Here is a 26619-nt window from a genome sequence, read left to right as displayed (position 1 = left end):
CTCCTTTATCAGCATAACTTGAAAGGAAGAGAAGGAATGACTTCAAGGAAAAAAACGATATTATGGATTATAGCCATCATCTTGGTAGCCGTCATCGGCTACGCGGTATATTATTTTACTTCGATATACAACGGTTTGCAGGGCCTGCAAAAAACCGGCGAAGCCTCCCCTTTTAAAAACGTGACTCCCGTCGAAGCCAAAGTCCCCGAGCCTCCCAAATGGGAAGGCACCGAACCCGTCAACATCCTCCTCATGGGCGTGGATGCCCGCGGCATCTCCGAAGGCGAGATTCCCAGGTCGGACAGCATGATGGTCGCCTCCCTCGACCCGGTCAAAAAGCGGATTCATCTGTTTTCCATCTTGCGAGATACGTACACGGACATTCCTGAGCACGGAAAGGACCGAATCAACACCGCGATCACCCACGGTCCGAACACGGCCATGAAAGCGGTCGGCGATTTGCTCGGCATTCCGATCCAATATTACGTTTACACCGACTTCCAAGGCTTTATCAAGCTGGTGGATGCGGTCGGCGGCGTCGATTTTTACGTGGAAAAAGACATGTATTATCCCAGCGCCGCGGATAAACACGAATACGACATCGACCTGAAAAAAGGCATGCAGCATCTCGACGGAAAAACGGCGCTGCAATATGTCCGTTTCCGCCACGACGCGACTTCGGACTTCTCCCGGACCGAGCGCCAGCGCGCTTTCCTGAAAGCCGTCGCCGCAAAAATGCAGTCCACCACCTCCATCATGAAACTTCCGGATATTTTGGAGGAGGTCAGTCCATACATCGATACGAATTTATCGGTGAACGACATGTGGAAGCTGGCGACGGTCGGCTACAAAAGCCAGATGGCCGGCAGCGAGCAAATTCCGCCCATGAAGCTGCTCAAAGAAAGAACCATCGGCGGAGCGGCGGTGCTTACCGTATCGAGCGAATCCAAATTGAAGGATTATATTCAAGACGTTTTCAACAAACCGGCCACGGTACCGGTTTCCAGCGACGGAACCGCCGGGTCCGGAACAACCAATACCGAATCGCAGGACGCCACGTCCGGCAAAAGCGGCAGTACGGGCAGCAGCGATTGACGGCTGCCCGCCTGTGTTTCTAAATGGAGGATTGTCACATACATCGAAAGGAAGTTGAAATTCAATGAATCGTTCTCGTTCCGAACAGCTTTACCAGGAAGCACTTCAGCACATCGTCGGCGGCGTCAACAGCCCTTCCCGTTCGTTTAAGGCGGTAGGCGGCGGGGCGCCCGTCTTTATGAAGAGAGCCAAAGGCGCTTACTTCTGGGATGAAGACGGCAACCGCTACATCGATTATTTGGCGGCCTACGGCCCGATCATTACCGGACATGCCCATCCCCACATCACGGCGGCGATAACGCAGGCCGCGGAAAACGGCACGCTGTACGGCACGCCGACCGAACTTGAAATCCGCATGGCCCGGATGCTCAAAGAAGCCATCCCTTCCATGGACAAGGTCCGTTTCGTCAACTCCGGCACCGAAGCGGTCATGACGACGATCCGCGTCGCCCGCGCGTATACGGGCCGGAGCAAGATCATCAAATTTGCCGGCTGTTACCACGGCCACTCCGATCTCGTGCTGGTTGCGGCGGGATCCGGGCCTTCCACGCTCGGGACCCCCGACAGCGCGGGCGTGCCGTCCAGCATCGCGCAGGAAGTGATCACCGTTCCGTTCAACGATCTGGACGGCCTCGCACAAGCGCTGGATACCTGGGGCAAAGACGTCGCCGCCGTCATGGTCGAGCCGATCGTCGGCAACTTCGGCATGGTCATGCCGAAGCCCGGATTCCTTGAAGGGCTCTGCCGGCTGGCCCGCGATAACGGCTCGCTCGTCATTTACGACGAAGTCATCACCGCTTTCCGTTTCCACTACGGATCGACCCAAACGTTTGCGGGCCTGGCCAACCATGAGGCGATCAAGCCCGACCTGACCGCGCTCGGCAAAATCATCGGCGGCGGGCTGCCGATCGGCGCTTATGGCGGCAGCAAGGAAGTCATGGAGCAGGTCGCGCCGCTCGGCCCGGCATACCAAGCAGGCACGATGGCCGGCAACCCGGCTTCGATCGCGGCGGGCATCGCCTGCCTGGAAGTGCTGCAGGGCGAAGGCGTCTATGAAGAGATGGACCGCCTGGCCGCCAAGCTTGCGGACGGACTGCAGGCATCGGCCGACCGATACGGCGTGCCGCTGACGATCAACCGGATCCGGGGTTCGTTGTCCACGCATTTCTGCGACCATCCGGTCACCAATTACGACGAGGCGCAGGATACGGACGGCGAAGCATTTGCCGCGTTCTTCCGCAACATGCTGAACCGCAACGTCAACCTGGCGCCATCCAAATATGAAGCCTGGTTCCTGACGACGGCCCATACCGAGCAGGATATCATCGACACGCTCGAAGCGGCCGACGCCTCCTTCCGCGAAATGAGCAAAAAATAAGATAAGGCGCCAAAGGCAACGCACAATTCGAGTTCGCGATGCCATGACTATAAAAAAGCCGTCCCGAAAGGTCTAATGATCGACCCGGGACGGCTTTTGCCGTTTAAAACGGTTGATTTCTGCTCCTTCCTTGCTCCCCTTGCTTCAAAAGAAAATACAGCACGAGGTATGCCGCGTATCCCAGCAGCCCCCCGGCGGTATTCATGATGATGTCGTCGACGTCAAAGGTGCCGATAAAAAGGACGAGCTGCAGCGATTCCAACGCCAGGCTGACGCCAAAGGATAACAATAGGACTTTGGGAAGCGTCATCGAGCGGACGCCGCACACCATCGGCAGCAAAAAGCCGAGCGGCATAAACGCGGCGATGTTTCCGAAAAAGTTCATGAAGCTGACCCCGTCTCCCAGGTCGCGGAGGTAGCCCTCGATCTCCCGGAGCGGCATAAGATTGCTGACCATCCGAAGCCGGTCGGCGATCATCCCGGGATGCAGGATATGATCGATCAGCTCCCGCAAGTAATACACCGGGCTGATGCTGCCGAATTTGAACAGGATGATTTTGACGAGCGCGTACAGGTACACGACGAACAGCAGGATCACGCCCAGCTTGATCGCCGCATGGGCCGGATTCGAATCGGCTGGGCGGGCCCCGGCATCGTTATTTTGCTGATGATATCGTTCATCTCGCAGTTGTTGGTCATACATGGAAATAGTCCTCCTTAGCATGCTTCCTATCCTAAGCTATGTCTCGATTCAGGCATTTTCGCCGTTCCTGATTTCAGGATACCCTGCAGGTCTTTGCTATTTTTCAAAAAAACCTAAAGAAACTTAAAGAAGATGCGTTCGATCGAAAGCCTATTCCCTTTTGCCGGCAAATGCGGTACAATGAACCCCATATTCGCGATGATGAAGAAGAGTACGCGGACAGCGAGCCTCAAGAGAGCCGGCGGGTGGTGCAAGCCGGTGGCTGCGTTGGCGGAAGTGGGCTTCGGAGCGACCGGTCTGAACGTAAACCGCGATTTTCGGCGGCGATTAGTAGGACGGGCGGCGTGTCCCCACCGTTAACCGGGGCAGGGTATCGAAGAGGAGCTTAAAGGGCTGCCGCTTCCGTACCTGATGAGCAGGGCGGCCTTTTCCCATGGAAAAGAGCGGCCAAACAAGGTGGCACCGCGAAGCTGACGGCTTCGTCCTTGGAAAGCGATATGACCGGAAATCCCGGCATGCCGCTTTTCGCAGGACGGGGCCTTTTTTGATTTCGGGAACATCGGGGAGGGCATGGAATGCGTCCGTCGCAACCGCAGTCCTTTTTTTCGCCGAGCAGGTTTCACGGATGGCCGCTTTGGAATTCGGGCTTAGGGTTCATATGATTTTTATGGGAGGTGATGGCCATGGAGGACGGTTGGTGGCGGCTCAACGTCGGAACGAAAAAGAACAACTTCACCCTTAGGAGGAATTCTAATGACAACCCAAATGACAACGCAAACCAAACGGGAGATCGTATTGACCGGAGACCGCACGACCGGAAAGCTGCACCTTGGCCATTACGTCGGCAGCCTCAAAAACCGCTTGCAGCTGCAGCGGCAATATGAGACCTATATCATGCTCGCGGATGTGCAGGCGCTGACGACCCATTTCCATCGGCCTGAACTGCTTGCCGAAAGCGTGCGCCAAGTCGCGCTGGACTACTTGTCCGTCGGGATCGATCCGGAGCGCTCCACCATCTTCGTGCAGTCGATGATCCCCGAAATCGCCGAGCTGACCGTTATCTTTTCGATGTTCGTCACGGTCAGCTCGCTGCGGCATAATCCCACCGTCAAACATGAAGCCAAAGAACGCGGCTACGAAGATCTCTATTACGGCTTTCTCGGGTATCCGGTCAGCCAGGCGGCCGACATTACCGCCTTTAAGGCGACGCTTGTCCCGGCCGGGGAAGATCAGATTCCGCATATCGAGCAGGCCCGGAAAATCGTGCGCCGATTCAACGAATTATACGCCCCCGTGCTGGTGGAGCCGGACATTCTCGTCGGCGAACGTCTGGACGGACTCGACGGCGGCAGCAAAATGAGCAAAAGCCTCGGCAATGCCATCACGCTGGACGCTTCTCCCGAGGAAGTGAGCATGCAAATCCGAAAGGCGAAGACCGATCCCGCGCGCATTCATAAAACCGATCCGGGCCATCCCGATCGATGCACGGTGTTCGGCTACCACTGCATTTTCCGCCCTGAAGGCAGCGAAGACATCCGGGAAAACTGCCAAAAAGGCGCCATAGGTTGCGCCGCCTGCAAAGGCATGGTAACGGATGCGATCGAGGACGTAATGCAGCCGATCCGCGAACGGCGCGAAACATACAAACATCGTCCGCGATATATCGACGAAGTGCTGATGGCGGGCACGGCCAAAGCTCGGAGCGCTGCCCGGCAGACGATGGGCGAGGTACGCGAGGCTATGGGGATCCATTATTTCAAATAGGATGGAATCGGACGGCAACCCGCCTGATTCTTGCAAAATAGTAAAGGGATGCCTTCCGGCCGGTGGACCGGGGCATCCCTTTTTGTTCTATCCCTTTCGTTTTGCTCCTACTTTTTAGCGTTATATTCTACCGTCATTTCAACGCTTGCCTTGTTCCCGTCGCTATCGACGGCTTCGAGCACGATACGGTTCGTGCCGCTTGCCAAGGTGAGCTTCCCGTTGAATTTGCCGTTGTTTACCTTGAGATACATCGGCTCGCCGCCATTCAAGCGAACGCTGATCCGGGCATCGGCCACCGGCTTGCTGACATGGCCGGAAAGCACGTAGTTCCTGTTGTTTTGCTTTTTATTTTTGCCGTCCACCGTGATCACGGGCGCTGCCGTCCCCGGAGTCCCAGCCATCTCGCCGAGCACGATCCCCAGGCCGTTCGTGGCCAAATACACCCGTCCGTACACTCTCGGGTCACCGGTGATCGCCGTGTTCGCCGCGCCGAATTGATGCCGGTCGTCATTGATGCGAATCCACGTTCTGCCCGCATCGTCCGAGCGGTAAATGCCGTCCCGGCCGCCGATGGAGGCATGGGCGTACAGCGCCATGTAACTTTGGCCCGGCGCGGCTTTGCCGAACCCGATGGCCGCGGCGGCCTGAACCTGATCCAATTTCTTAAACGTCTTTCCGGAATCGGTGGAATGCCAAAGTCCATACGGGCTGTCCCGATCGGTGTTATCCTCTGCCGCGGCTACCCAAATGTCCCCTTCCACTCCCGGCATCGCCTTGAAATTGCTGGTCAAATACGTCGGCAATCCGGTTGCCGCCTTCGCAAAGGTCGCCCCGCCGTCCACGCTGACGTAGAATACGCCGTCCGCGATGCCGTAAAATTTCTTCGGATTCACCCGATCGGAGGAGACTCTGGCGCCGCTTGGGATGCCGGACGAAGCCTTCCAGGTCGCGCCCAGGTCTTTCGAGTAGCTCACCGGCTTGGGGTCCGCCGCATTGGACGGGCTCCAGACCATGGATGAGCCGTCGGCACCGACCGCAACATAACCGCCCTGCGTCGCGTCATTGGACGGCGAAACCCAGGCGTTGGCAGCCGGTCTCCACGTTTTGCCGTTGTCCATGGAGACGCCCATTCTCGGATTCGAGCCCTCGCTGTTGCCGACGCGAACGACGATGTTCGGGTTCAGCTCGGCGTAGTCGATATCCGTGCTGGTTCCCAGATACGGATTGGTGATCATCGGCGGCGCCTGGGTCAGATCCTCGTGGCGGAAGCCGCCGATATCCCCCATGGCGCTCAGCAGATGCGCCCCCGACGGCGGGCTGATCAGGCCCATTACCGCCGTTTCTTCTATCCCGTCGGCCATAACGGAAATGTTGACGTTCTGCCCTTTGTCCAGCGCCGTCACGTTATTGGAGCCGTACAGCGTCGCTCCCGTGCCGTACATGATCCGGTCCGGATCGAACGGATCGATTTCGAGGTCGCCGATCATCCAGCCCAGCTTCGGATTCTGCTCCGGCAGGTTCTTTTTCTCTCCCCAATCCAGCCAGGGAGCCAGCGAATAATCGATCGTATATTGATTGGTCCGGACCGGGTCCTTGGCGTCATCAAGCGTCCAAAACGGCTTCCATGTCTTGCCGCCGTCGGTGCTTCGGTAGATGAACTCGTCCGGCCACCATTTGTTCATCGTTGCGACCATGACGGTATCGGGATGCTGCACATCCACGGCCAAGCCGCCGTAAGGGCTGTCGGTCTTCCCCGCCCCCGTCGGGCTAATGTCAGTCCACTTGCCGGAAACGGTCTCGTATTTCCATACGGAACCTTCGCCTCCGTTATACGGCCCCACTTCCTTGGTGTACGTCACGTACAGGTTTCCGTTCGCGGACAGGATGCCGTGATGCGGGATGAAACCTTGAGCCGGCTGTCCAGGCACAGGTTCCCACGTCTGGCCGCCGTCGGTGCTGCGATACAAGCTATGTTCGGTATCGGCTACCCCGGCATAAATCGTCCGGGTCGCTTTTCCCCTGCTCCCCGTGGAAGGATCAAACGTGACCCATACGACGCCCACCAGGTCGTTATACGGATCTCGAACGTTGCCGACCGCCGTAAAGCTCTCCACCTTCTGCCAGGTCGCCCCGTAATCCGAGCTCCGCCACAGCCCGTTGCCGCTGCGGGTGCCCATGTACAGGATGCGGTTATCGTTCGGATCGATCGCCAGCCGCTCGCCCATGGAGCGTCCCGGCATATTCCCGCCGAGTTTGAAAGGAAGCTCCGTGCGCTGCCACGTCTCTCCTTTGTCCATCGAACGCAGCAGCACCCCGTTCATGTCGGTAAAGTCGTTGGTATACGTGCCGGCCGCCACGTACAGGCGATTCGTCTCCACCGGATCGGTCGCGAGCGTATCGACGCCAAGCATGTTCCATTCCTTGGCCCCGACAAAATCGAGCAGCTGCTTCCACTTTTTCAAGGCCGGATCCCACCGGTAAGCTCCTCCGATATCGGTCCGGGCGTAGATCAGATCCTTTTCGCTCGGGTTAAAAACAATGCCCGGGACAAAGCCTCCGCCGACGACCTTCACCCGTTCCCAGCTGTAACCCTGCCCGGAAGGCGCCGAGCCTTTGCCGCCTCCTTCCGGCTTGGCCGAAACGGACGGTCCGCCCATCGCCGCAAGCACCAAACTTAACGTCTTCTTGAACATGAATCTCCCTCCTTAAACATGAATTCGCCAGTTTGAAACCGCTGTGAGAAAGAATGGGTCCCAGCTTCTTTTGCCGGCCGGTCCCATCCTTCCGACATCGTTCCGGGTTCCAACGCCTTGCATTCGTCCTTCGGTCCTTCCGACGACCTAGCTGCAACGCTCCTTATGTAAGCGATTTCTGAAGAACGGTATATTCATTTTAAGGGGACTGTTTCCCTAAAAAACACCCTAATAATTAGATCAATTTTCATGTAAAAATTAGACATGAAGCCATTGGCCTATTGTCCGCTTACATGCTGATCGACGCAAAACGCCGCACGATAAAATCGCGAAACTCGCAGGCCGCTGCCGAGAGGTAACGGTTCCGCATCCAGGCGATTTGGTAGGTGCGGATGCATTCCGGCTCAACGATTTCCAGCACGTGAAACGGAGCATCGAACTTCTCAAGCAGCGTCTCCGGCAGAAAAGCAATGCCGATCCCGGCACGCAGAAAATGCCCGACCGCGGAATGCTCATCCACCTCGCAGACGATGTTCGGCGCAAAGCCGGCCTGCCTGCAAAAATCATCCGTCATCGTCCGAAACGGGTTTTCCGACTTGAGGCAGATAAACGGCTCCGCTGCCGCTTCCGCCAAACGAATGCTGCTGCGGCCCGCAAAAGGGTGCCCATGCGGGACGGCCAGCAATATCCGTTCCGTCAAAAACGGAATCCCTTCGATGTCCGGCTGCCGGATCGGCGGGAACGTAATGCACAAATCCAACTCTCCCTTGCGCAGCTTTCCGATTTTTTCCGTCTCCGAAGCCTGGGATATGTGCAGCCTTGCCCCGGGATGCCGGGCGATAAAATCGCCGATCGCATCAGAGAAACATTTATGCGTCGTGGTTGCCACAAAAATGCGGCCGCGCTCAAGCCCCGCCATATCCTGTACTTCCTTCCGCCCGTCTTCCAGCGCCTGCAGGGCCGTGTCGACTTTCCGCAAAAACGCTTTGCCGTAAGCGTTCAAACGGATTTGCCGTCCTTTGCGGTCGAACAACGGCACGCCTACGTCCTCTTCAAGCCTGGAAATCGTTTTGCTTAAAGCGGGCTGGGCTATATGCAGCTCCTCAGCCGCTTTGGTCATATGCTCCAGCTCCGCCAACTTCCGAAAATACTGCAACTGCAGAAACTCCATTTTCCCCACCTCATTGATACACTTCAGTATATTAATAAATACGGATATATATATTATTCATTATCTAGAGTTCATTATAAAATAATCCCTGAAGCAATGCGATGCTTAAAAAACGCAATCGTGTGAAACACGGCTCAGACATAGAACAGACAGAAAGGCGGATGAAACCATGAAGCGACAAATGAAAGCTGCGGCATTTTATTCAGCCGGAGCGCCGGATGTGCTGCAAGTCGTCCATTTCGACTTGCCGGAAGCCGGGCCGGGAGAAGTGAGGGTCCGGGTCAAGGCGGCAGGCGTTCAGCCTTTCGATGTGGCAGTCCGGAAAAACGGCTGGGCGCCGTCCGGGCGCCGGATCGTCTATCCGCAAATCCTTGGCAATGAATTCGCCGGCGTCATCGACCAGGTCGGCGAAGGCGTCACGGCATTCGCCGCCGGCGACGAAGTGCTGGGCTGGGCGCTCCTTTCCTGTTATGCCGAATATGTGACCGTCCCAGCCGATCAGATCGTCCGCAAGCCCCGGAATATGCCATGGGAGGAAGCCGGGGCTTTAACGGCCGGCGGGTTGACCGCGTACACGGCCTTAAAGGAGCTCGGCGTCGGCCCGGGGGATACCGTCCTGATCCATGCGGCCGCGGGAGGCGTCGGTTCGGCCGCGGTACAGCTGGCCGCCTTGTGGGGGGCGACCCCGATCGGCACCGCCAGCCCGCAAAACCACGATTATCTCCGCTCGCTTGGCGCCATCCCCGTCGCCTATGGGGAAGGTCTGGCCGAACGGGTCCGGGCCCTTGCTCCGGACGGCGTGGATGCGGCGCTGGATGCCGCCGGGGAAGACGCGCTGAGAGCTTCCGTCGATCTTGTCCCCGATAAAAACCGGATCGGCACGATCGTCTCCTTCGAGCTCGCGGCCCAGCTCGGAGTCCGCATGATCCGCAACCAGCGTTCGGCCCAGCGGTTGGCGGAGCTAACCGACTGGTACGAACAAGGAAAATTCCGCGTTCATGTCCGGCAAACGTTCCCGCTGGAGCAGGCGGCGGACGCCCATCGCGAAATCGAGCAGGGCCATGGCCGCGGAAAGATCGTTCTTACCGTCGGATAACCGTGCTCAAAGCCGCCGGAGGTTTGGCGTTTCCCTGCATTACAAAAAAACCAGCTGCTTGGCCGGATGATGGCCGAAGCAGCTGGTTTTTTTGACCTCTGATTATGGATTGATGAATACCGTTCTAAGTTTGTTTACGTACTGTACGTCCAGCCCCAGGCCTTGCGCCAGGGCCGCAACCGGCACGTAGGTTTTCGACTCTTTGCCCGCTTTGTTCAGGAAAGCCGCGGCATCGATCGGAACGTCCTTGCCGTCCACTTTCACCGTTTTGGATCCGATCGTAATTACGACCTTGTGCCCTTCGTGCGTGATCGTTGCGCTGGAGGTTTTATTGTCCCATGTCGACGTGGCGCCGACCGCGTCCACGATATCCTTGATCGCCACGAAGTTCAGGTTTTGCCGGATGACCGGCTTGTAAGGCGTGTTCAGCTCTTTGCCGCCCACGTAAATGCCCATGGGCGTTCCTGCTTCATGCACCGCCAGCTTCGTATAGCTGCCCCAAATCGTTTCGGAGAATACCTTGGCCATCGCTTCGTAGCCGAGCTGGTTCGGGTGGAAATCATGATCCTTGATCATATGGGTCATCGTGCCTTCCCCGCCGACGAATTCCTTGGCGACATGGGCGACTTTGACCTCGACCCCTTGCGCCGCGAAACCGGCGGCCATCTGGTCGATCACGCCGGTGAAGGCTTCGGCCGCTTTGCCGAGCTTCGGATACAGCGCTTTGTCGGCGATTTCCGGCAGGGGCTGGTATTGGTCCGCGACGACGATCAGCGCATCCGGGTTCAATTCATGCAGATCCGTGATGACCGCGCCGACGCTGTCGGTGTACAGCTTGAAAAGCTCCTGAACGCGGGCTTGCAGATCGGCATCGGACATTTTTCCAGCCGTCGTCAGCAGCTCGGACATGTCGTTGCCGCCGATCGTGATCGTAACGGCATCCGCGGTTTCAAGCGCTTCCTTCGTCTCTGGCGCTGCGGCCCCGATCTGGGACGCGCGCGGGTCGGGCAGCTTCGGCTGGATGTCGTCGGCCGAAATCGCTTGGCCGTTTTTGACGGCTTCCACGAAGTTTTCCAGCCCCTTGCTCTTCAGCCCGGCGATGCCGACGTTCACCGTTTCCGCGCGCCCGTGCAGCAGCGCTTGTTCCTGCAGGCGGTCGACGAACCCGTAAGGGCGTTCCTTTTCGCCTTTGCCCGGTTCGTAACCCACCGTCAACGAATCGCCAAGCGCCACGATGCGGTAAGGCTGCTTCTCGTCAGCTTTCGCCGATTCCGGCGCGGCCGACGCCGCTCCCAGCAGCAGGGAAGACATCAGCACCGCCGCCGAAACGGCCGATATGTACCTTTGAATAGACTTTCGCATCCGATCCATCACTCCTCTTTTCGCCTATGAAAGCCCTTTCCACCTTGGCGGCGCAGGGCTTTCTCCCATTTTACCATCTTCTGCTAGACGGAGTAACTGCTTTCTTCGCGGAATTCGGACGGCGTGCGTCCCGTCGCTTTTTTGAACACCTGCGTAAAATATTTCGGGTCCTGATAGCCGACCATCGGCGCGATTTGGTAGACTTTGACGCTCGTATGCTTGAGCATGTACTTCGCTTTTTCCATCCTGCATTCGGTCAAATATTCCAAAAACGTGTATCCCGTCGCCTGCTTGAACAGCGTGCAAAAATGGCTGATGCTCAGCCCCGCCACTTCTGCTACCTCTTCGATGCCGAGATCCTTATGGTAATGGTTCATCATGTACAGCTTGGCCTTTTCGATCAAGGAGCGGGCGTCCTCCTTCGTCTGGCTTTTCATGCTCTCTTCCATTTGTCCCCCAAAAGCCTTTTTCAGCATGTCGATCGCTTCCTGCAAATGTTCGGCCTCGTGAAGAGCCTGAATCAGCCCGTCCAGCGGCCAGTCCGCAAGCACGCTTGCGTACTCCAGCTGCCTATACAAAACGACCGCGATTTCCACAAGCAGCCGTTCGGCTGCATCTTTAGCGGCGGCATGGCGTTCGATGTACAGCTTCAAATCGTCAAAAGCCGCCTCCATCCGCTGCAGGTCCAGCATACGGACGCTTTCCGCCAAAACGCTCTCCAGCTGCCGGGGATACTTCAGGTCCGAAGGCCGGGCCTCAGCCTGCTGCCCCTCTTCGTCGGCAAACACTCCCTCCCGTTCGGAATAAAAACGGCGGTACAACGCCCGCGTGGCGCTCTGATAAGCCGCGCTCAGCTGCCTGATCCCCGTGCAGGGCCGGCTTAAGCCGACGGAACAACCCAGCTTGGCGTATTTCTTGATCTGGCTGATCAGGTCATGGCCAAGCGCCGCGGCATCCGCTTGCCCTCCCGACGGGAACAAAAGGATCCATTCGCCGCTGTGGAAAGGAAACATCGTCAGCGCGCCATGCTGCAGGGACCATTCCTCCAAAATGTTGCGGATGGCAAACAGCCACAGGCGTTTCTCGTCCATCATCCATTGCTCGTTCAGGCGGAGATAACGGTCAAGCTGCACGACGGCCATCACGTATTCCTGCTCCAGCTCGCTGTTTTCCATCCACTGCATATGCCCGAGCGGCCGGTCGTTGCCTTCGATCCATTCCGCAAACAACCGTTCGCGCGCCATGACGGATAGCGCCTTGGCCGAGTGCAGCAGCCGCTCGTTTTCCATCCGCGCATCCAGCTGCGCCGCCGCCCGTTCAAGCATGCCTGTCAGCTCCTCGTGGTCGATCGGTTTCAGCAGGTAGTCGAACGCCCCTTGGCGCAGCGCCTCCCTCGCATATTCGAACTCGCCGTAGCCGCTGATGACGATAAAGATCCGCTTCGGACCGCCTGCCAGCACTTCCTTCATCAGCGCGATCCCGTCCATGCCCGGCATGCGGATGTCGCTGATGACGATATCCGGCGCATGCGCTTCGATCAGCTTCAGCGCAGCTTCCCCGTTGCGTGCCGTTCCGGCGACCTCAAGCCCCAGCTCCTCCCAGCCGATGGCCGCCTGCAGGCTGCGGAGAATGATCGGTTCGTCGTCGACGAGAATGACTTTATATTTTCCGGATCCCCCCAACTCCCTCACCTCCTGCTCATTTCAACCCGGAGCTGCTGCGCAGGCTCCAATACCGGCGCAGCGAATCATCCATGCGGCGGAGCGCCGCATCGGGAGCGATCCGCCGGCTGATCGTCTCCTCCACCGCGGCCAGGAACGACCATTTGACCTCGGGCGAAAGGATGTTGTCATACGGCGCAAAAGTCTGCGCCTCCTGTTCCATGAGTCCCGTCACCTGGGTGAACACCGGACCGGTCTTTTGCGCATCGAAGTCGATCCGCATGGACGGGATGCGCAGCCCTTCGTACACGATTCGTTTCTGCACGTCCTCCGAATAAAACGCCTTCATCAGCTCGAGGGCCGCTTTCTGCTGCGCCGCCGTCAAGTTCGAGGAAAGGCCGATGCCGAACGTGTATCCTCCCGCGATCGATCGCTCCCCTCCCGGATGCAGCGCGGGAAACGGGAGGACGCCCACCTTGTTTTGGAAGTCCGGCGGCGCCTTCTCGTTGTGGAACAAGGTGATGTCCCAGTTCCCGTTCAGGTACATGGCGGCTTTGCCGTGCGTGAACAGGCCGATCGCTTCCTCGGTGGACAAACCGTTCGGGTCCGGCCCGAAGGCGCCTTCCTTGCCCCATTCCGCCAACTGTTCAAACGCTTTCAGATATCCGTCGTTGTCGAATACCGCTCCGGCGTTCCCTTGGACGATCCCGTCGATTTGCTCCGGGCCGCTGTAACGATCCATCAAATAATGGGCAAACACCGCCGCCGGCCACCGGTCCTCGTTCCCGAGCGCAAACGGGATATACCCGCTTGCTTTCAGCACCGTCACGGCTTCGTCCAGCTGGGAAAGCGTTTCCGGAAGCGCCAAGCCCAGCTTGTTGAAAATTTCCGTGTTCACGTACAGCGGCTCGGCATTCCCCTCGATCGGCAGGCCGTAAATGCGCTGATCGTAGGTCCATAACTTCAAATCTTTGAATTCCTTCTCCAGGCCGTTTTCTTGGACGAACGCCGTCAGGTCCATCAGACGGTTGGAACGGAGATACGGCTCGATCTCCGCCCCGCCGAACAGGACGAACATATCCGGCGGCGCGCCGGTCACCATTTCGCTTTTCAGCTTTTGTTCCCGGTGGATCGTCTGGTCCATGCCCTCGAAATTCACCTTGACGTTGGGATGGCTGCTTTCGTATTGCCGGACGACATCCTCGAAAATATCCAGCATCGGGCGGTCATGCTCGGCGATCCAGAAATGGCGGAAGGTCAGCGTCGTTTTTTCTTCGGTCTGCTCCTCGATCCCGCCGTGGTTGCTCCTGGCCACCAGCGTAACCGTGACGGTGAGCACCGCCGCGTACAGCAGGGCCCAGCTCCAGTTCAGCCATTTTTTTAAGTGCGCTCGCTTCACGTCCCGCTCCCCCCTTCCGCTTCCGGTATCCCATCTCATGGCGTGATTTTGGGCAGCCGGATCCGGATGACCGAACCCCAGCCCGGTGATGAGCAGACGAGAATGCCGTAACGTCCGCCGAACCGGATGCGCAGCCGTTCATGCACGTTTTTCAGCCCCACGCCGCTGTCGCGGTATTTTTTCGCGCCGCCCGCTTTGTCGTCCGCCAAATGCCGCAGCGTATGCTCATCGAAACCCGGACCGTTGTCGGTCACGTCGATGATGATGTCCCCGCCCGCATCCCTGGCTTCGATCCGGATAAGGCCTTTGCCTTCCATCGGCTCGATCGCATGGTACAGCGCGTTTTCGACGATCGGCTGGACGATCAGCTTTTGCGTCATGAACAGCTTCAGCGGTTCCGGCAGCACGAGCTCGTATTCGAAGCGGTCCTCGAAGCGGTATTTTTGGATGTTCATGTAATGGCGGACATGCTCAAACTCCATGTTCATCGTGATGAGCTCCTGGTTCTCGCTGATGCTGATGCGGAGCAGCTTGCCGAGCGAGACGACCATTTTGCTGATATCCCGGTTGCCGGCCAGGACGGCCATCGAGTTGATGGACTCCAGCGAATTGTATATGAAATGCGGGTTGATCTGGGCGACCAGCGCCTGCATTTCCGCTTCTTTTTTGCGGGTCTGTTCGGTTTCCACCTGCTGAAGCAGCTCCTGGATTTGGCTGCTCATGCGGTTGAAGCCGTCGATCAGCAGATCGGTCTCGTCGAAGCGTTCCACATGCGCCTGGATCGGCACGAAAATGCCCTGCTTCACCCGCTTCATGCCGTTGACCGCGCTGATGATGCTGCGCACGAGCCTGCGGATGAAAAACTGGTCGAACCATAACGCCGACAGGAGCGAAAACAGCACCAATATGACCGCGATGTTGCGGATCGACACCGACTCGGAGCGGATCAGCTTCAGCGGGGTAACGGCGACCAGGTACCACTGCTCGTTATGGGACGGCAAAAAGGTAATGAGCGATTTTTCATGCTGGTATGTATCGACGTAGTAATCCTTCTCCTGGCGGTAACCGTCCGACAAAAACGGAAATTGCACCTTTTCGCCCACATGGCCCCCGGATTTGTTGAACACGATGCTGCCCGCTTTGTTCACGAGCAAAATATCCCCGCTTTTAAGCGTGGCGGACTCCCAAAATACCTGGTCCAAAATGTCCGGCTTCACGTAAATGACCAAATACCCGATATCCTCCAGCGAGTAGTAGTCTTTGATGACGCGGGCATGGATCATGACCGGCTTTCCCCCTGCGGCGGAGCCGTTTTCTCCCGGACCGGACCAGACCGGCCTGCCTTCGGCCTTTTCCATGTCGGCGAACCATGCCTGCCGCTTCATGTCCCCGTAGGGCAACGGCGCGTTGTATTGGTAGACGAGATCCGTTTTGGAATACAGGCTGAACGAAGCGATCATCGGATGGTTGATGAGCAGATTGTTGATTTCCTGCTTGCGGTCATAGGTCAACCCGGAGCCGTGGTTTTTAAGCGCCTGCTGGATGGCCGGCTGCGTGATCGCCGCATTCGAGATGGAGTTGATTTCGCTGAGGGCGAATTTCAGCTTCCGGTCGGTCTCCAGGAGGGAGATCCAATAAAAATTGCTCGACTTCTTTTCCATCGCGCTCGAAAAATTGTAATAGGAGACGACGCCCATGACGATAACCGGGATAAACACAAGAAGAATAATAGCAAGCAAGATTTTGCGGCGGAGCTTCATGGCAGTCCCTCCTGCGCCTTGATCTGTGGCTTCACTCTATTATTCTTCATCAGGTTGAATATTCCTTGCATGACACGTTTTCGGGCGAAGGTCCCGCCGCAAGCAGTGCCGGGCTTGCCGGCACCAAGCGGGAAACTTCAACTTTTGACCGCGCCGGAGGTCAGGCCGGCGATGACCCAGCGGCTGAACAGCAGGAACACGATCAACAGCGGAAGCGTCGCCGTAAAGGTCGCGGACATGATCATGCCGTAATCGAGGCCGTCCCGGTTGGCAAAAAGCTGCTGCAGCGCGATTTGGATCGTAAAATGCTCGCTGTTTTTCAGCACCACGAGCGGCCAGAAAAAGTCGTTCCATACGTTCATGAAATTCAGGATGCCTAACGTCGCCATGGCCGGCGTAATGACCGGAACCGCGATGTTCCAGAAAATCCGGAAATGCCCGCCCCCGTCGATGCGCCCCGACTCGATCAGCTCGGAATGCACCGCCGTGGCCGCATACTGCCGCATCCAGAAAATGCCGAACGCGTTGACCATGGCCGGAACGATCAAGGCGCGGTACGTGTCGATCCACTGCAGCTTCGCCATGATGATGTACGTCGGAAGGACGCTGAGCTGCGACGGCACGAACAAGGTGGCGATGACGAAATAAAAAAGCGCGTTTTTGAACGGGAATTCATATTTGGCAAAAGCATACCCCGCCAGCGTGCAGAAAAAAACGACGGATACCGTCACCATCGACGAGACGAACAGGGAATTCAGCAGCGCCTGGAAAAAATCCGTCCGCTCCAGCACGCGCTGAAAATTGTTGAAAAACTCGCCTCCGATCATCAAGAGCGGCGGAATGTGGAAAACCGCGCCGCGGTCGTTCGTGGCGATGACGAACATCCAGTAGAACGGAAAGATCGAGATCAGGGCACCTGCGATGAGCAGGACGTAAAATGCGGTTTTGCCGAAAATTCCGGCTCCGCCGGGGGCCTTCGAAGGTTGGGACCAGCTGCTCGAGCTCATGCTTTGCCACCTCCCGTACTGCCTTCCATGCGGTTCGATACCCACATATTGATCATCGAAAAGATGATCGTAATGATAAACAGCATGACCGCGGTCGCGGCCGCCGTGCCGAAAAAGCCGTTGCGGAACGCTTCGCTGTACAGATAGGTTACCATGGTGATGCCTTCCTCGCGCGTGGAGCCCGTTCCCGACTGTCCGAGATACACGTACGGCTCCGTAAAGAGCTGCAGCGCTCCGATGGTCGAAATGAGGGTAACGAACACGATGAACGGCTTCAGAAGCGGCATCGTAATGTACAGCAGCTGCTGGCGCCGATTGGCGCCGTCGATGCGCGCCGCTTCATACAGGTCCAGCGGGATGCTCTGCAGGCCCGACAGGAAAATGATCGCGTTGTAGCCCGTCCAGCGCCACATGACCATCGTGGAAATGGCGATTTTGACGCCCCACCACCCGGAGTTGAACGCCATGCTCTCCATGCCCATATGGTTCAGCAGCCAATTGATCATGCCGTTGTTGCCGAACAGCGTGCTGAACACGAGGGTGACGGCCACGATGGACGTAATGTTGGGCATGAAAAAAAGGACGCGGAACGTTTTCTTGAACCGGGTCATCGCCGAATTCAGCATAACCGCCAACAGCAGGGCTATAATCAGCTGCGGAACGGTGCCCATGACGCCCATGATGAGCGTGTTCGTGAACGAAGTCCAAAACAAGGGATCGCCGGTGACCAGGTCGTAATTTTTCATGCCGACATAGGTCATCGGCCCGAGCGCATCCCATTTAAAAAAAGACAAATAGATCGTGAAGAAAATCGGGTACAAGCCGAAAATCGCAAACAAAATAAAAAAAGGCGATATGAACGTATAAGCCGTTAACCGGCTTCGCCTTTGCTCGGTCCAGAACGGCCGCTTGCCTGCCGAAACGGGCCGCGCGGCGGTGACGGGTTCTGCCATGACGCACCTCCATGAAGTCGCTTTTGATATGCCCGGAGCAGACCGGAATGAGGCTCGTGCCTGCATCCGGCCTGCTCCGGGAGAGTCCTTCGGGCCTGACGGCAACCGCGGCGCGAACCGCCGATTCCCGAAGCGTCAACGCCTCTTTGAGGCGGTCCGCCGGTTGCCTGTCATGCCGGGTCTGCCGGCTGCCTGCTTAGCTGCGGGCCGCCAGCGTCTTCGCCTTCTCCACCGCCGCGTCCCATTCTTTCGCGGGATCGGCTTTTTTCTCCAGCACGTTTTTGAGCGCGTCCTTGAAGTAGGTATCGGTTTGGTCGTGCAGCGGACCGTAATAGATCGGTTTGACGCGCTGCGCCGCCTTGCCGTATTCCACCGCCGTCGCCTGGCCGCCGAAGAAGTCGTCCTTGAAGCCCGTAAACGCCTCATCCGTATACAAGGCCGGGATGGACGGCATCAGCCCTTTCGTCTTGAACGATTCCAGCTGGTTTTCCTTGCTGTCGAGCCATGCGATGAATTCGTACGCTTCCTTCGGATGTTTGCCCTGCTTCGGCAGCGTCAGGAACGAACCGCCCCAGTTGCCGGCGCCCTCCGGAAGCTGGGCGATCCGCCATTTGCCCGCGGAGTCCGGACCATTGCTTTTGATGTTGCCCGCCATCCAAGCCGGGCCGAGCATCACGCCGAACCCGCCGTCATTGGTCGCCTGTCCCCACTCCGGAGACCACAGCAGCGTATTGCCGATCCAGCCTTCCTGGATGCCTTTGACGGTAAAGTCGTAAGCTTTTTTCACCTGCGGGTTTTTGTCGCCGATGAAAGAGCCGTCTTCTTTGCTGAAGTAGATTTCCCCTTCGGATTGGTCGCGGATGGCGTTGTATACCAGGTCGGTCAGATCCGCGAACGGTTTACCCGTCTTTTCTTTGAATTGCTTCGCCGTAGCGGCGAATTTATCCCATGTATCGATCGTTTGGCCGAATGCCTCCGGGTCGGTCGGGAGCCCGGCCTGCTCCGCCAAATCGGTGCGGAAATAGACGACGGTCGGGCCGATGTCGGTCGGCAGGCCGATCTGGAAGCTGCCGTCCTTGGAAGACCCCTGTTTCCATTTCCAGTCCAGATAGTTGCCGGCGATATCTTTGGCGCCCAATTCGTTCAGGTTGTAAAATTTGTCCTCGGCGGTGATGAACCGCTCCATGAATCCGATTTCAAGCATGAAGATGTCGGGCGCCCCGGAGCCTGCGGACAGCGCCGTCGTCAGGTTGTTGTGATGGGCCGTCTGGTCCGACGTATTTTGAAACTTGATCGTGACGTTCGGATGTTCCTTCGTGTATTCCTTGCCCAGTTCCTCGTAGTTGGTCGTTCCGAGCGACCAGAAGGTCAGCTCCACTTTTTCGCCGGAGTCCCCTTTTGCATCGCCGGATGGCGCGGTGTTGTTGTCCGTCGTGTTTCCGGGCGTCGTTTGGGTTTCTTGCTTGCCGCCGTTCCCGCCGCATGCCGCGAGCGATGCCGTAAGCAGCAGCGACAGCAGCAGCAGCGGCCATTTTTTGCCTCGTTTCATTTTTCTTTTGCCCCTCTCGAAAATAAGTTTGACGTCGTCTAAGGTTTAGTCTAATCGAGGGGGCCATAAATTTTGAGGAGACAATATTTCGATTCGAGGTTGAAATTATTACGGCGCAAAAAAACGCCGAAGGATTCCCCCCCGGCGCCTCCATATTCAGTTCATGTCGAAACCGGGCGGGGCTGAATCAGGCATGACGGGTTACCTGCTTGCCCGCTCCTCCTCATAACCTTCCACGTAATCCCGGTGCTTAAATCTCCAGGAGCACATATCTTTAAGCACCGAGCTTAACGACTTGCCGTGCTCCGTCAGGGAATATTCGACCTTGGGCGGAATTTCCTGATAAATCTTCCGGGTGATCAGCTTGTCGCGCTCCAGTTCGCGAAGCTGGTTTGTGAGCATGCCCTGCGTTATGTTGGGAAGCTGCCTCCGCAATTCCCCGAACCGTTTCGTCCCCTCGTGGAGCAAAATGAACAATATTAACGGCTTCCATTTCCCTCCGATCGCATGCAGCGTCGCCATGATTCCTTCCGTGTTCCCGGGGCGGCGTTCGTCCGTGCTCACGTTCTTTCGTCCCCCTTCCCTTTGATGCGGTTTCGGCTTTTTTGCCATTTTACCAAAACACACCGTTATCTTACAGTACTCTCATTTCTCGGACATAGTACGTTTTTTGGTACCATTCCGCAACCCGCATCCGAACGGATGGTACGGTTTGAGAGACCTGGTATGAAAAAAAAGCGTACTTTTCAGAAAACGGAATCGGAACCATACTGGAGATGAATCCAACGCATGCATCATTTTTAAACCCACGTTAACCGACGAAAGGATGATTCCATATGAAAACATTGATTATTGCGGCACATCCCGATCTTGGCGTCTCCCAAGCCAATCGAGCGCTCATTGACGCGGTGAAAGGAGAGCAGGGCATTTTCGTCCACGACCTTTACGCGGAATATCCCGACTGGAACATCGACGTCGCCCGAGAGCATCGGCTGTTGACCGAACATGACCGGATCGTGCTGCAATTTCCTTTTTATTGGTACAGCACGCCGCCCCTCCTCAAAAAGTGGTTCGACGACGTGATCCTGTCCGGCTGGGCTTACGGCCCCGGCGGGTACCGTTTGAAGGGGAAGGAATTCATGGTAGCCACCACGGCGGGCGGAACGGAGAAATCCTTCCAAGCCGGCGGAGACAACTGGTATGCGATGAGCGAATATCTGAAACCGATTCAGGGGACGATCAACAAATGCAGCGGCGTGTTTCTCCCCCCATTCGTCGTTTACGATGCCAATCGGGCAGACGGTTCCCGATTGCAGCAAGAAGGGCGGCGGTATGCGGAGCATATCCGGATGCCTTACCGCGTCCTGGTTCACTAAAAGCGACGTTTGAGCCGTCAAAGCGGACTGCATGTCGCAAAATTTTGGCGGATGTTTGACTGAACGTGCCTGAAGGTACAATCAAGTTCTGAACGACGCAAAAAAAGCGGACGAAGTGACATATCCACTCCGTCCGCTTTGCCTCTTATTCCTGATTCGCCTCGTGATCGGGCGTGTGTTCCCATTTCTTCGCCCGTTCCAAGTACCGGTCGTACCGGTCGTCCAGCTCGCGCGCGATGCTGCGGTATTTCAACGTTTCTTCCACGATCGGATCCATTTTCGTCTGAATCCGGATTTCATATCGGGGGGAAATAAGCTCCCGCTCCTGCTCCTTGCGGTGACCCTGATCTTCCATTTCGCCTTCGGTTAGCATCTCACTAAGCTGACGCTCCAGTTCATGTTTTTCACTCATAGCAAAGACACTCCTTGCGATAGATTCCGCACCGGGGTAGGTGCTTGCTTACGATATGTGTTATCCCGTCAATCGGGAAATGAAACGCCTTCCGGCATGATCACGCGTTTTCCAGTCCGGTGGCCGCGGCTTCCTTCAAAGCCTGAACGAGCTCCGCATGCACCGCTTTGTTCGTGGCGGCAACATGGCGCGTACGAAGGGAATAAGGGTTCCCTGCCGTATCGGTGATTTGTCCGCCGGATTCGGTAACCATCAGCGCGCCCGCGGCCGTATCCCAGGCGTTCAGGCCGATTTCCCAGAATCCCGTCAGCCGGCCCGCGGCGACATAAGCCAGATGCAGCGCCGCCGAACCGCCGGAGCGGATATTGCGGACCTTCGGAGCCAAATGCATCAGCCCCGCCATGTTGACCGGAAGCGTGCTCTCGCGGCCTACGGGGAATCCCGTCGCCAGCAGGCTTTCCTCCAGCTTGGCCTCGCCGGATACCTGCATGCGTTTGCCGTGGACGTAAGCTCCCTTGCCTTTTTCGGCGACAAACATTTCATCCCGCGAAGGATCGTAAATGACGCCGACGATCACCTCGCCTTTATGCGCAAGCGCAATGGATACGGAAAAAAACGGGAAGCCGTGCACGAAATTGGTCGTGCCGTCCACGGGATCGACGATCCACAAGTATTCTTCTTCCGCATATTTCTCGAGCGCTTGGGCCGAAGCCTCCGGGCCGGGCTCCACGCCCTCTTCGCCGAGAATGGCGTGATCCGGGAAATGGGTGAAAATCAGCTTGCGGATCATCGATTCCGCACCCTTGTCCACTTCCGTGACCAGATCGCTCACCGCGGACTTGGTATTTAATTGTTTTACGGTGCCCAATCTGGTTTTAATCCATTCCCCCGCTTTGGAAGCGGCATTGATCGCCACAGCGGTATAGCTTTTGCTCGTCACGACATAAGGAGTTGTTTCCTTTTGGTTCAAAGCGCTCACTCTACTTTCCGTGTTATCGTAAGTCAGACATCTGATCGATGTGATTCCTTGAAGACAGACCGATTCTTGCAGTTATCATCTTTAAAAATATACGTGATGAAAGATTTAAAGTTTCGCCCTTTTTCACAAGGCGGTTCAAATCCGGCGGCAGCCTGGAAAGGCCTTGGCGACAGCCCAAAATCGCCGCTTCGCTCCTTCGGGATTCAACCCGATATTTCGATGCTCGCCCCGTCCAGCATCCGGACTCCCTCCGATTCGTAATTAGCTAAACGATTCATCAGGTCAAAAAGGGCGGCATCCTTCCGTTTGGCTTCGATCATCACGTCGATTGCGGGCGTGCTGCCTGCGATATGCCGCAAAAAGGCGAGCAGCGGGCCCGGCTCCACCAGGTCGGCATGGCTGCGCGGATCGCTTTCGCTTTTCGGGCTGGATACATGAATTTTCGGCGGCAGCGGCCGTTCCGGATCCGCGTCTTTTTGCGCAAGCGCTCCGGCCCACGTTTCCTGAATGCCCGGCCAAAGCTCCCACGGCTGTTCGCCGTCGTTGTTGACCCATTGATGATGCAGATCGAGCACCATGGGCAGGCCCGTCGCCCGGCAGACCTCCAGCGTTTCGGCCGCGGTAAAGGTTTTGTCGTCGTTTTCGAGCGTCAAACGCTCCTGGATTTCCCGGTCCAGCATAGCGACATGCTCTTTGAAGCGTTCGGCGGCGGACGGCTTGTCTTTGTAGGCCCCTCCGATGTGGATGTTGTTTTTCGCGGTAGCATTCAGTCCCATAGCCTTCAGCATCGCGACGTGATGCTTCAGATCCCGCACCGAATTGCGCAATACCTCCGGCCTCGGCGTGCTAAGCACCGTAAAGTGATCGGGATGAAAAGACACCCTCATCCCATGGTCGCGGACGTACTGCCCCACTTCCCCGAAAGCGCCGTGCAGCGCCGCAAACGGGTCCCAGTCCTGCAAGTCCTCGTGGGTCGACAGCGGGATCAGCTTGGAGGAAAAGCGGTATACCCGGATGTCATGGGCATGGTTATGCTTCAGTAGCCGCAGCGTGTTGTGCAGATTCCCTTCCGCGATCCTCTCCAGCTTGCGGATGGCCGCATCCCGGTCGCTCAGCTTGCGAAAACTCGTCATCGTCATCGTTTTGGACGGGGAAGCGTCCTGAACCTCCATCGACATGGCCACGTAGCCGAACCTTACGATCATAATTCCGCTCCTTAGGGTCTTAGTAAATGATTATACCTTAAGGATTATGTTCCCCAAAAAACATTTCGTAAGCCAAAGCCGTTTGAATCCGCGATTCCTCGTCATTCAGCTTGCGGATCAGCTCCATTTCGACCTCGGTCACCTCTTGCCCCTGAAAGTTGATTTCGGCAATGCACCCCACGATTTTTACGATGGCCACCGCGACGTTGTCCGGCGTATACGCGATCACTTTCTGCCCCGTCGGAAAAACGCGGAAGCCCTGCTTCACCATTTTGCCGCGCCCGTATTCCATCAGTTCGTACAGCTCCTGGTCGCTCTTGAACTTGCATACCGAGTTGAATTCCGTTTGAAATCCCATCCATGCACCTTCCCTTTCCCCATAAAATGGCGTTCCCTCATGCATAAAAGGTGCCCGGGCCTTTGACTGCGCCGGCCGGACACCTTATGAAACGTTTCTTCATCTTCGAGCGGGGCAGCCGCTTACGGTTCGTTCGTGTAGCTCAGCGCCTGCTTGTTTTCGTAACGTTCGAACGCCAGCTCGATCATCCGGTCGAGAAGCGCCTGATAGCCGAGCCCCGTTTCCCTCCAGAGCAGCGGATACATGCTGTACGGCGTAAAGCCCGGCATCGTGTTGACTTCGTTGATCAAAATCGCGCCGTCCGACTTGCGGAGGAAGAAGTCCGCCCGGGTAATGCCGCTGCCTTCGATCGCCTGGAACGCGATCAAAGCCGCTTCGCGCAGGCGGTCCGCCACGTCCGGATCCACCGGAGCCGGAATGATCATCTCCGACTGGCCGTCGGTGTACTTGGCGGCGTAATCGTAATAATCGGCGGAGGATACGATTTCCCCCGGAACCGAAGCCATCGGCTCCTGGTTGCCGAGAACGGCCACCTCCACCTCGCGGGCATCGACGAATTCCTCCACGATGACCTTCAGGTCGTAACGGAAAGCAAGCTCGACCGCACGCTCCAGCTCCTCGCGGTTTCTCGCTTTGGAAATGCCGACGCTCGAACCGAGATTGGCCGGCTTGACGAAGCATGGGTACCCCAGATCGTCTTCTACGCCTCGGATCAGATTAAAGCTGCCTTGTTCCCATTGATGTTTGGTGAAATGGCAGAACTTGCACTGCGGAAGGCCGGCCTGCGCGAAGAGCTTCTTCATCACGACCTTATCCATCCCGGCCGCCGATGCCAGCACGCCCGCCCCGACGTAAGGGATATTCGCCATTTCGAACAGCCCCTGGATGGTGCCGTCCTCGCCGAACGTTCCGTGAAGGAGCGGAAACATCAGATCCACGGCCTGCTCGCCGCCGTACAATCGGCTGAAAATCGCGCCAAGCGCCGCTTCGGTGCCTTCCCCGCCTTCCTCCAGCTTCAGCTTTTCCACCTTGTCAAGCGGAGCGGACAGCGCGGGTCCCTTTTTCCATTCCCCCTGCTTCGTGATGTAAAACGGAATCAGCTCGTATTTATCGTAATCAAAGGCGTTCATGACCGCAAAAGCCGTTTGCAGCGACACCTCGTGTTCGCCTGATTTGCCGCCGTATACCAGCCCTACGGTTGTTTTGTTGTTCCCCATGCCTAACCTCTCTCTTTTTTACTGTATTGCAGGCTGCTCCTGCTGTCGTACCTTATCATTATAACGCTCTAGAAGTAGTCCGGGATATGCAAAAAACGGTACGCGGTATTTTCGGTCCACGCATAGGAATCCCTGTAATCCCAGTAACGGTGCCGGCTGCTGACCGTGTGCGCGTTCACCAGCGGCTGCCCGCCGGCATCGAAAGCGGTGACGATCGTCGAATGCTGGAAGGAGCCGTCCCCGTCCCAATCATAAAAAATGACGTCGCCGAGCATCAGCTGCTCCGGACGTTCCACCAGTTCCCCCCGGGTTCCCCAGGTGCTTGCCGCAAGAAAAGCGGACAACGCGTTGGACACGGCCCAACTGTAGCTCCACCATTCCTTGCCGCCGACATATCCCTTGTACCACCAGCCCGTTTCTCTTCTACCAGTATAGTTGATTGGCGCACCGCCTGCAAAGAGACATTGGGAGATGTAATTCGTGCAATCCACGTCGAAAACCGCAAACTCGGGATTGTAGGAATTCCACCAGCGGTCGGCATACGCAGCCGCTTCCTCCCGGCGGTACCGGACGGACTTCCGGTTGATTCCCCCGCCCAGGATGTACGGGTTCAGGTAAGGCTGGGGACTGCTGCCGTAGGACGGGTAACCGGACTGCTGCGGTTCCGCCAAGACGTCGATGCCCGCCGCCGACGGATGCTTTTCCGGCGTGAGATGTTCCACGGACACGATGACCCAATCGTCGCCGTCGCGGATCAGCGTCAGGCGCTCCCTCTGGATCGTTTCCTCCGCATGGGTCACCCCTCCTTTTTCATAAATAAGCTGCACATGGAGCTGCACGTCGACGACCGCTTGATCCGGGGCGTCCTGGATCGTCCGCAGCAGCTTGGCCCTTGTTTCGCTGCGAAGCGGCCGGGCCCCGCGCGCTTCGTACCATTGCGAAAGCCGGAAGGAACGCTCCGCCTTGGCCATCAGATAACCCGGGTCGGTGACGACCTGCTCCCCTTGCTGCGACCGGTAATCGATCTGCAGCTGATTATATTGGTTCACATAGGTGTAGAGTGTCTGTTTCCATTCCTTCTCCATCCGCTCTAATCCCCTCTCGTTTCCGTTACTTGCAGCCGTTTTTAAGCCCTGAACGGGCTTCAGGCTTGAACAAGCCATGAAACGGCTTCCTAATATAACGTATATGAACCGAAACGAGCCGCTATGAACTTCAGTTCATCCGCGGTTGAAAGGGGCGGCCCGGGGAAAGAATGATATTCGGCGGTTTTTGGGGCATGCGAATTCCTTGGCGCCGCAAGGATCGGGAGGCCTCCCGGACAGTCGTCCTTCTTCCTTTTATCCCACCTTTCGTTTCATATAAATAGACGCAAAAAGTTCTTTACTCCCCGGCTTGTAAACGGTATACTAAAAGCAAACCTCACTATTTTGAAATTATGTTTCATCTAGTGAAACAGGAACGGCAAAGTGATTGCCCTT

Annotated in this window: 22 protein-coding genes and 1 other annotated feature; of the genes, 5 read left to right on the top strand and 17 right to left on the bottom strand. The window is 57.0% G+C overall.

Annotated elements, in window-relative coordinates; all coding sequences use genetic code 11:
* Nucleotides 1-36: 36 nt before the first annotated feature.
* On the top strand, nucleotides 37-1095 hold the full coding sequence (locus tag KI367_RS12865; RefSeq protein ID WP_212950086.1) for an LCP family protein: 1059 nt from the start codon (nucleotides 37-39) through the stop codon (nucleotides 1093-1095).
* Nucleotides 1096-1159: 64 nt separating this feature from the next.
* Nucleotides 1160-2473 (top strand): glutamate-1-semialdehyde 2,1-aminomutase, encoded by a 1314-nt coding sequence (locus KI367_RS12860; protein WP_212950084.1) that lies wholly within the window; start codon nucleotides 1160-1162, stop codon nucleotides 2471-2473.
* 103 nt (nucleotides 2474-2576) lie between these two features.
* Here the strand turns inward: KI367_RS12860 and KI367_RS12855 are convergent, their stop codons facing one another.
* Nucleotides 2577-3176: a VanZ family protein gene (locus KI367_RS12855; RefSeq protein WP_212950082.1), complete on the bottom strand. Its 600-nt coding sequence runs from the start codon at nucleotides 3174-3176 to the stop codon at nucleotides 2577-2579.
* A 189-nt stretch (nucleotides 3177-3365) separates the two neighbouring features.
* Nucleotides 3366-3666 (top strand) — a binding site (T-box leader).
* Nucleotides 3667-3929: 263 nt separating this feature from the next.
* Between KI367_RS12855 and trpS the strand changes: the two genes are divergently transcribed.
* On the top strand, nucleotides 3930-4940 hold the full coding sequence (gene trpS, locus KI367_RS12850; RefSeq protein ID WP_246536884.1) for a tryptophan--tRNA ligase: 1011 nt from the start codon (nucleotides 3930-3932) through the stop codon (nucleotides 4938-4940).
* Between the two features lie 107 nt (nucleotides 4941-5047).
* On the opposite strand, the gene KI367_RS12845 is transcribed toward trpS, so the two are convergent.
* Entirely contained in the window at nucleotides 5048-7633 is a 2586-nt protein-coding gene (locus KI367_RS12845; RefSeq protein ID WP_212950080.1) for a xyloglucanase, read from the bottom strand.
* Nucleotides 7634-7922: 289 nt separating this feature from the next.
* Nucleotides 7923-8804, bottom strand: a complete 882-nt coding sequence (locus KI367_RS12840) for a LysR family transcriptional regulator (protein ID WP_212950078.1) — start codon at nucleotides 8802-8804, stop codon at nucleotides 7923-7925.
* A 181-nt stretch (nucleotides 8805-8985) separates the two neighbouring features.
* Between KI367_RS12840 and KI367_RS12835 the strand changes: the two genes are divergently transcribed.
* Entirely contained in the window at nucleotides 8986-9900 is a 915-nt protein-coding gene (locus KI367_RS12835; protein ID WP_212950129.1) for an NADP-dependent oxidoreductase, read from the top strand.
* Nucleotides 9901-10002: 102 nt separating this feature from the next.
* Here KI367_RS12835 and KI367_RS12830 read toward each other — a convergent pair whose 3' ends face one another.
* From KI367_RS12830 to KI367_RS12795, 8 genes are all read right to left on the bottom strand, one after another.
* On the bottom strand, nucleotides 10003-11262 hold the full coding sequence (locus KI367_RS12830; RefSeq protein WP_212950076.1) for an SGNH/GDSL hydrolase family protein: 1260 nt from the start codon (nucleotides 11260-11262) through the stop codon (nucleotides 10003-10005).
* An 83-nt stretch (nucleotides 11263-11345) separates the two neighbouring features.
* Nucleotides 11346-12953: a response regulator gene (locus KI367_RS12825; RefSeq protein ID WP_306433236.1), complete on the bottom strand. Its 1608-nt coding sequence runs from the start codon at nucleotides 12951-12953 to the stop codon at nucleotides 11346-11348.
* 7 nt (nucleotides 12954-12960) lie between these two features.
* A complete protein-coding gene (locus KI367_RS12820; protein ID WP_036707469.1) occupies nucleotides 12961-14322 on the bottom strand; it encodes an ABC transporter substrate-binding protein in 1362 nt (453 codons plus the stop codon).
* A gap of 35 nt (nucleotides 14323-14357) precedes the next feature.
* Nucleotides 14358-16082: a sensor histidine kinase gene (locus tag KI367_RS12815; RefSeq protein ID WP_036707467.1), complete on the bottom strand. Its 1725-nt coding sequence runs from the start codon at nucleotides 16080-16082 to the stop codon at nucleotides 14358-14360.
* 137 nt (nucleotides 16083-16219) lie between these two features.
* Nucleotides 16220-17089: a carbohydrate ABC transporter permease gene (locus KI367_RS12810; RefSeq protein ID WP_212950072.1), complete on the bottom strand. Its 870-nt coding sequence runs from the start codon at nucleotides 17087-17089 to the stop codon at nucleotides 16220-16222.
* A complete protein-coding gene (locus KI367_RS12805) occupies nucleotides 17086-18042 on the bottom strand; it encodes a carbohydrate ABC transporter permease (RefSeq protein WP_212950070.1) in 957 nt (318 codons plus the stop codon). Before KI367_RS12805 ends, KI367_RS12810 begins: the two co-directional genes overlap by 4 nt.
* A gap of 196 nt (nucleotides 18043-18238) precedes the next feature.
* Nucleotides 18239-19591, bottom strand: a complete 1353-nt coding sequence (locus KI367_RS12800) for an ABC transporter substrate-binding protein (RefSeq protein WP_036707465.1) — start codon at nucleotides 19589-19591, stop codon at nucleotides 18239-18241.
* Nucleotides 19592-19792: 201 nt separating this feature from the next.
* The gene (locus tag KI367_RS12795) at nucleotides 19793-20113 is read right to left on the bottom strand and encodes a winged helix-turn-helix transcriptional regulator (protein WP_052146825.1); all 321 of its coding nucleotides are present in this window, start codon (nucleotides 20111-20113) and stop codon (nucleotides 19793-19795) included.
* A gap of 314 nt (nucleotides 20114-20427) precedes the next feature.
* Between KI367_RS12795 and KI367_RS12790 the strand changes: the two genes are divergently transcribed.
* The gene (locus KI367_RS12790; RefSeq protein WP_036707462.1) at nucleotides 20428-20967 is read left to right on the top strand and encodes an NAD(P)H-dependent oxidoreductase; all 540 of its coding nucleotides are present in this window, start codon (nucleotides 20428-20430) and stop codon (nucleotides 20965-20967) included.
* 145 nt (nucleotides 20968-21112) lie between these two features.
* Here the strand turns inward: KI367_RS12790 and KI367_RS12785 are convergent, their stop codons facing one another.
* The 6 genes from KI367_RS12785 to KI367_RS12760 all read right to left on the bottom strand — a co-directional run bounded on the left by KI367_RS12785 (nucleotide 21113) and on the right by KI367_RS12760 (nucleotide 26223).
* Nucleotides 21113-21379, bottom strand: coding sequence for a hypothetical protein (locus KI367_RS12785; protein ID WP_036707461.1), 267 nt, complete (start codon nucleotides 21377-21379; stop codon nucleotides 21113-21115).
* Between the two features lie 100 nt (nucleotides 21380-21479).
* Nucleotides 21480-22349: an inositol monophosphatase family protein gene (locus tag KI367_RS12780; RefSeq protein ID WP_212950068.1), complete on the bottom strand. Its 870-nt coding sequence runs from the start codon at nucleotides 22347-22349 to the stop codon at nucleotides 21480-21482.
* Between the two features lie 212 nt (nucleotides 22350-22561).
* Nucleotides 22562-23563, bottom strand: coding sequence for a UV DNA damage repair endonuclease UvsE (gene uvsE / locus KI367_RS12775; RefSeq protein WP_036707458.1), 1002 nt, complete (start codon nucleotides 23561-23563; stop codon nucleotides 22562-22564).
* Nucleotides 23564-23600: 37 nt separating this feature from the next.
* Nucleotides 23601-23921 carry a hypothetical protein gene (locus tag KI367_RS12770; RefSeq protein ID WP_036707456.1) on the bottom strand — a complete coding sequence of 107 codons (321 nt, stop codon included), beginning with the start codon at nucleotides 23919-23921 and terminating at the stop codon, nucleotides 23601-23603.
* 122 nt (nucleotides 23922-24043) lie between these two features.
* Complete coding sequence (locus KI367_RS12765; RefSeq protein WP_036707453.1) at nucleotides 24044-25138, bottom strand: D-alanine--D-alanine ligase; 1095 nt, start codon at nucleotides 25136-25138, stop codon at nucleotides 24044-24046.
* 68 nt (nucleotides 25139-25206) lie between these two features.
* Nucleotides 25207-26223 (bottom strand): amidase domain-containing protein, encoded by a 1017-nt coding sequence (locus KI367_RS12760; protein WP_036707451.1) that lies wholly within the window; start codon nucleotides 26221-26223, stop codon nucleotides 25207-25209.
* Nucleotides 26224-26619 lie beyond the last annotated feature (396 nt).

The sequence above is a fragment of the Paenibacillus cookii genome (assembly GCF_018333375.1).
Lineage (GTDB): Bacteria > Bacillota > Bacilli > Paenibacillales > Paenibacillaceae > Paenibacillus_AQ > Paenibacillus_AQ cookii.
The sequence above is the reverse complement of the archived record's forward strand: the minus strand, read 5'-3'. Positions and strand labels throughout refer to the sequence as shown.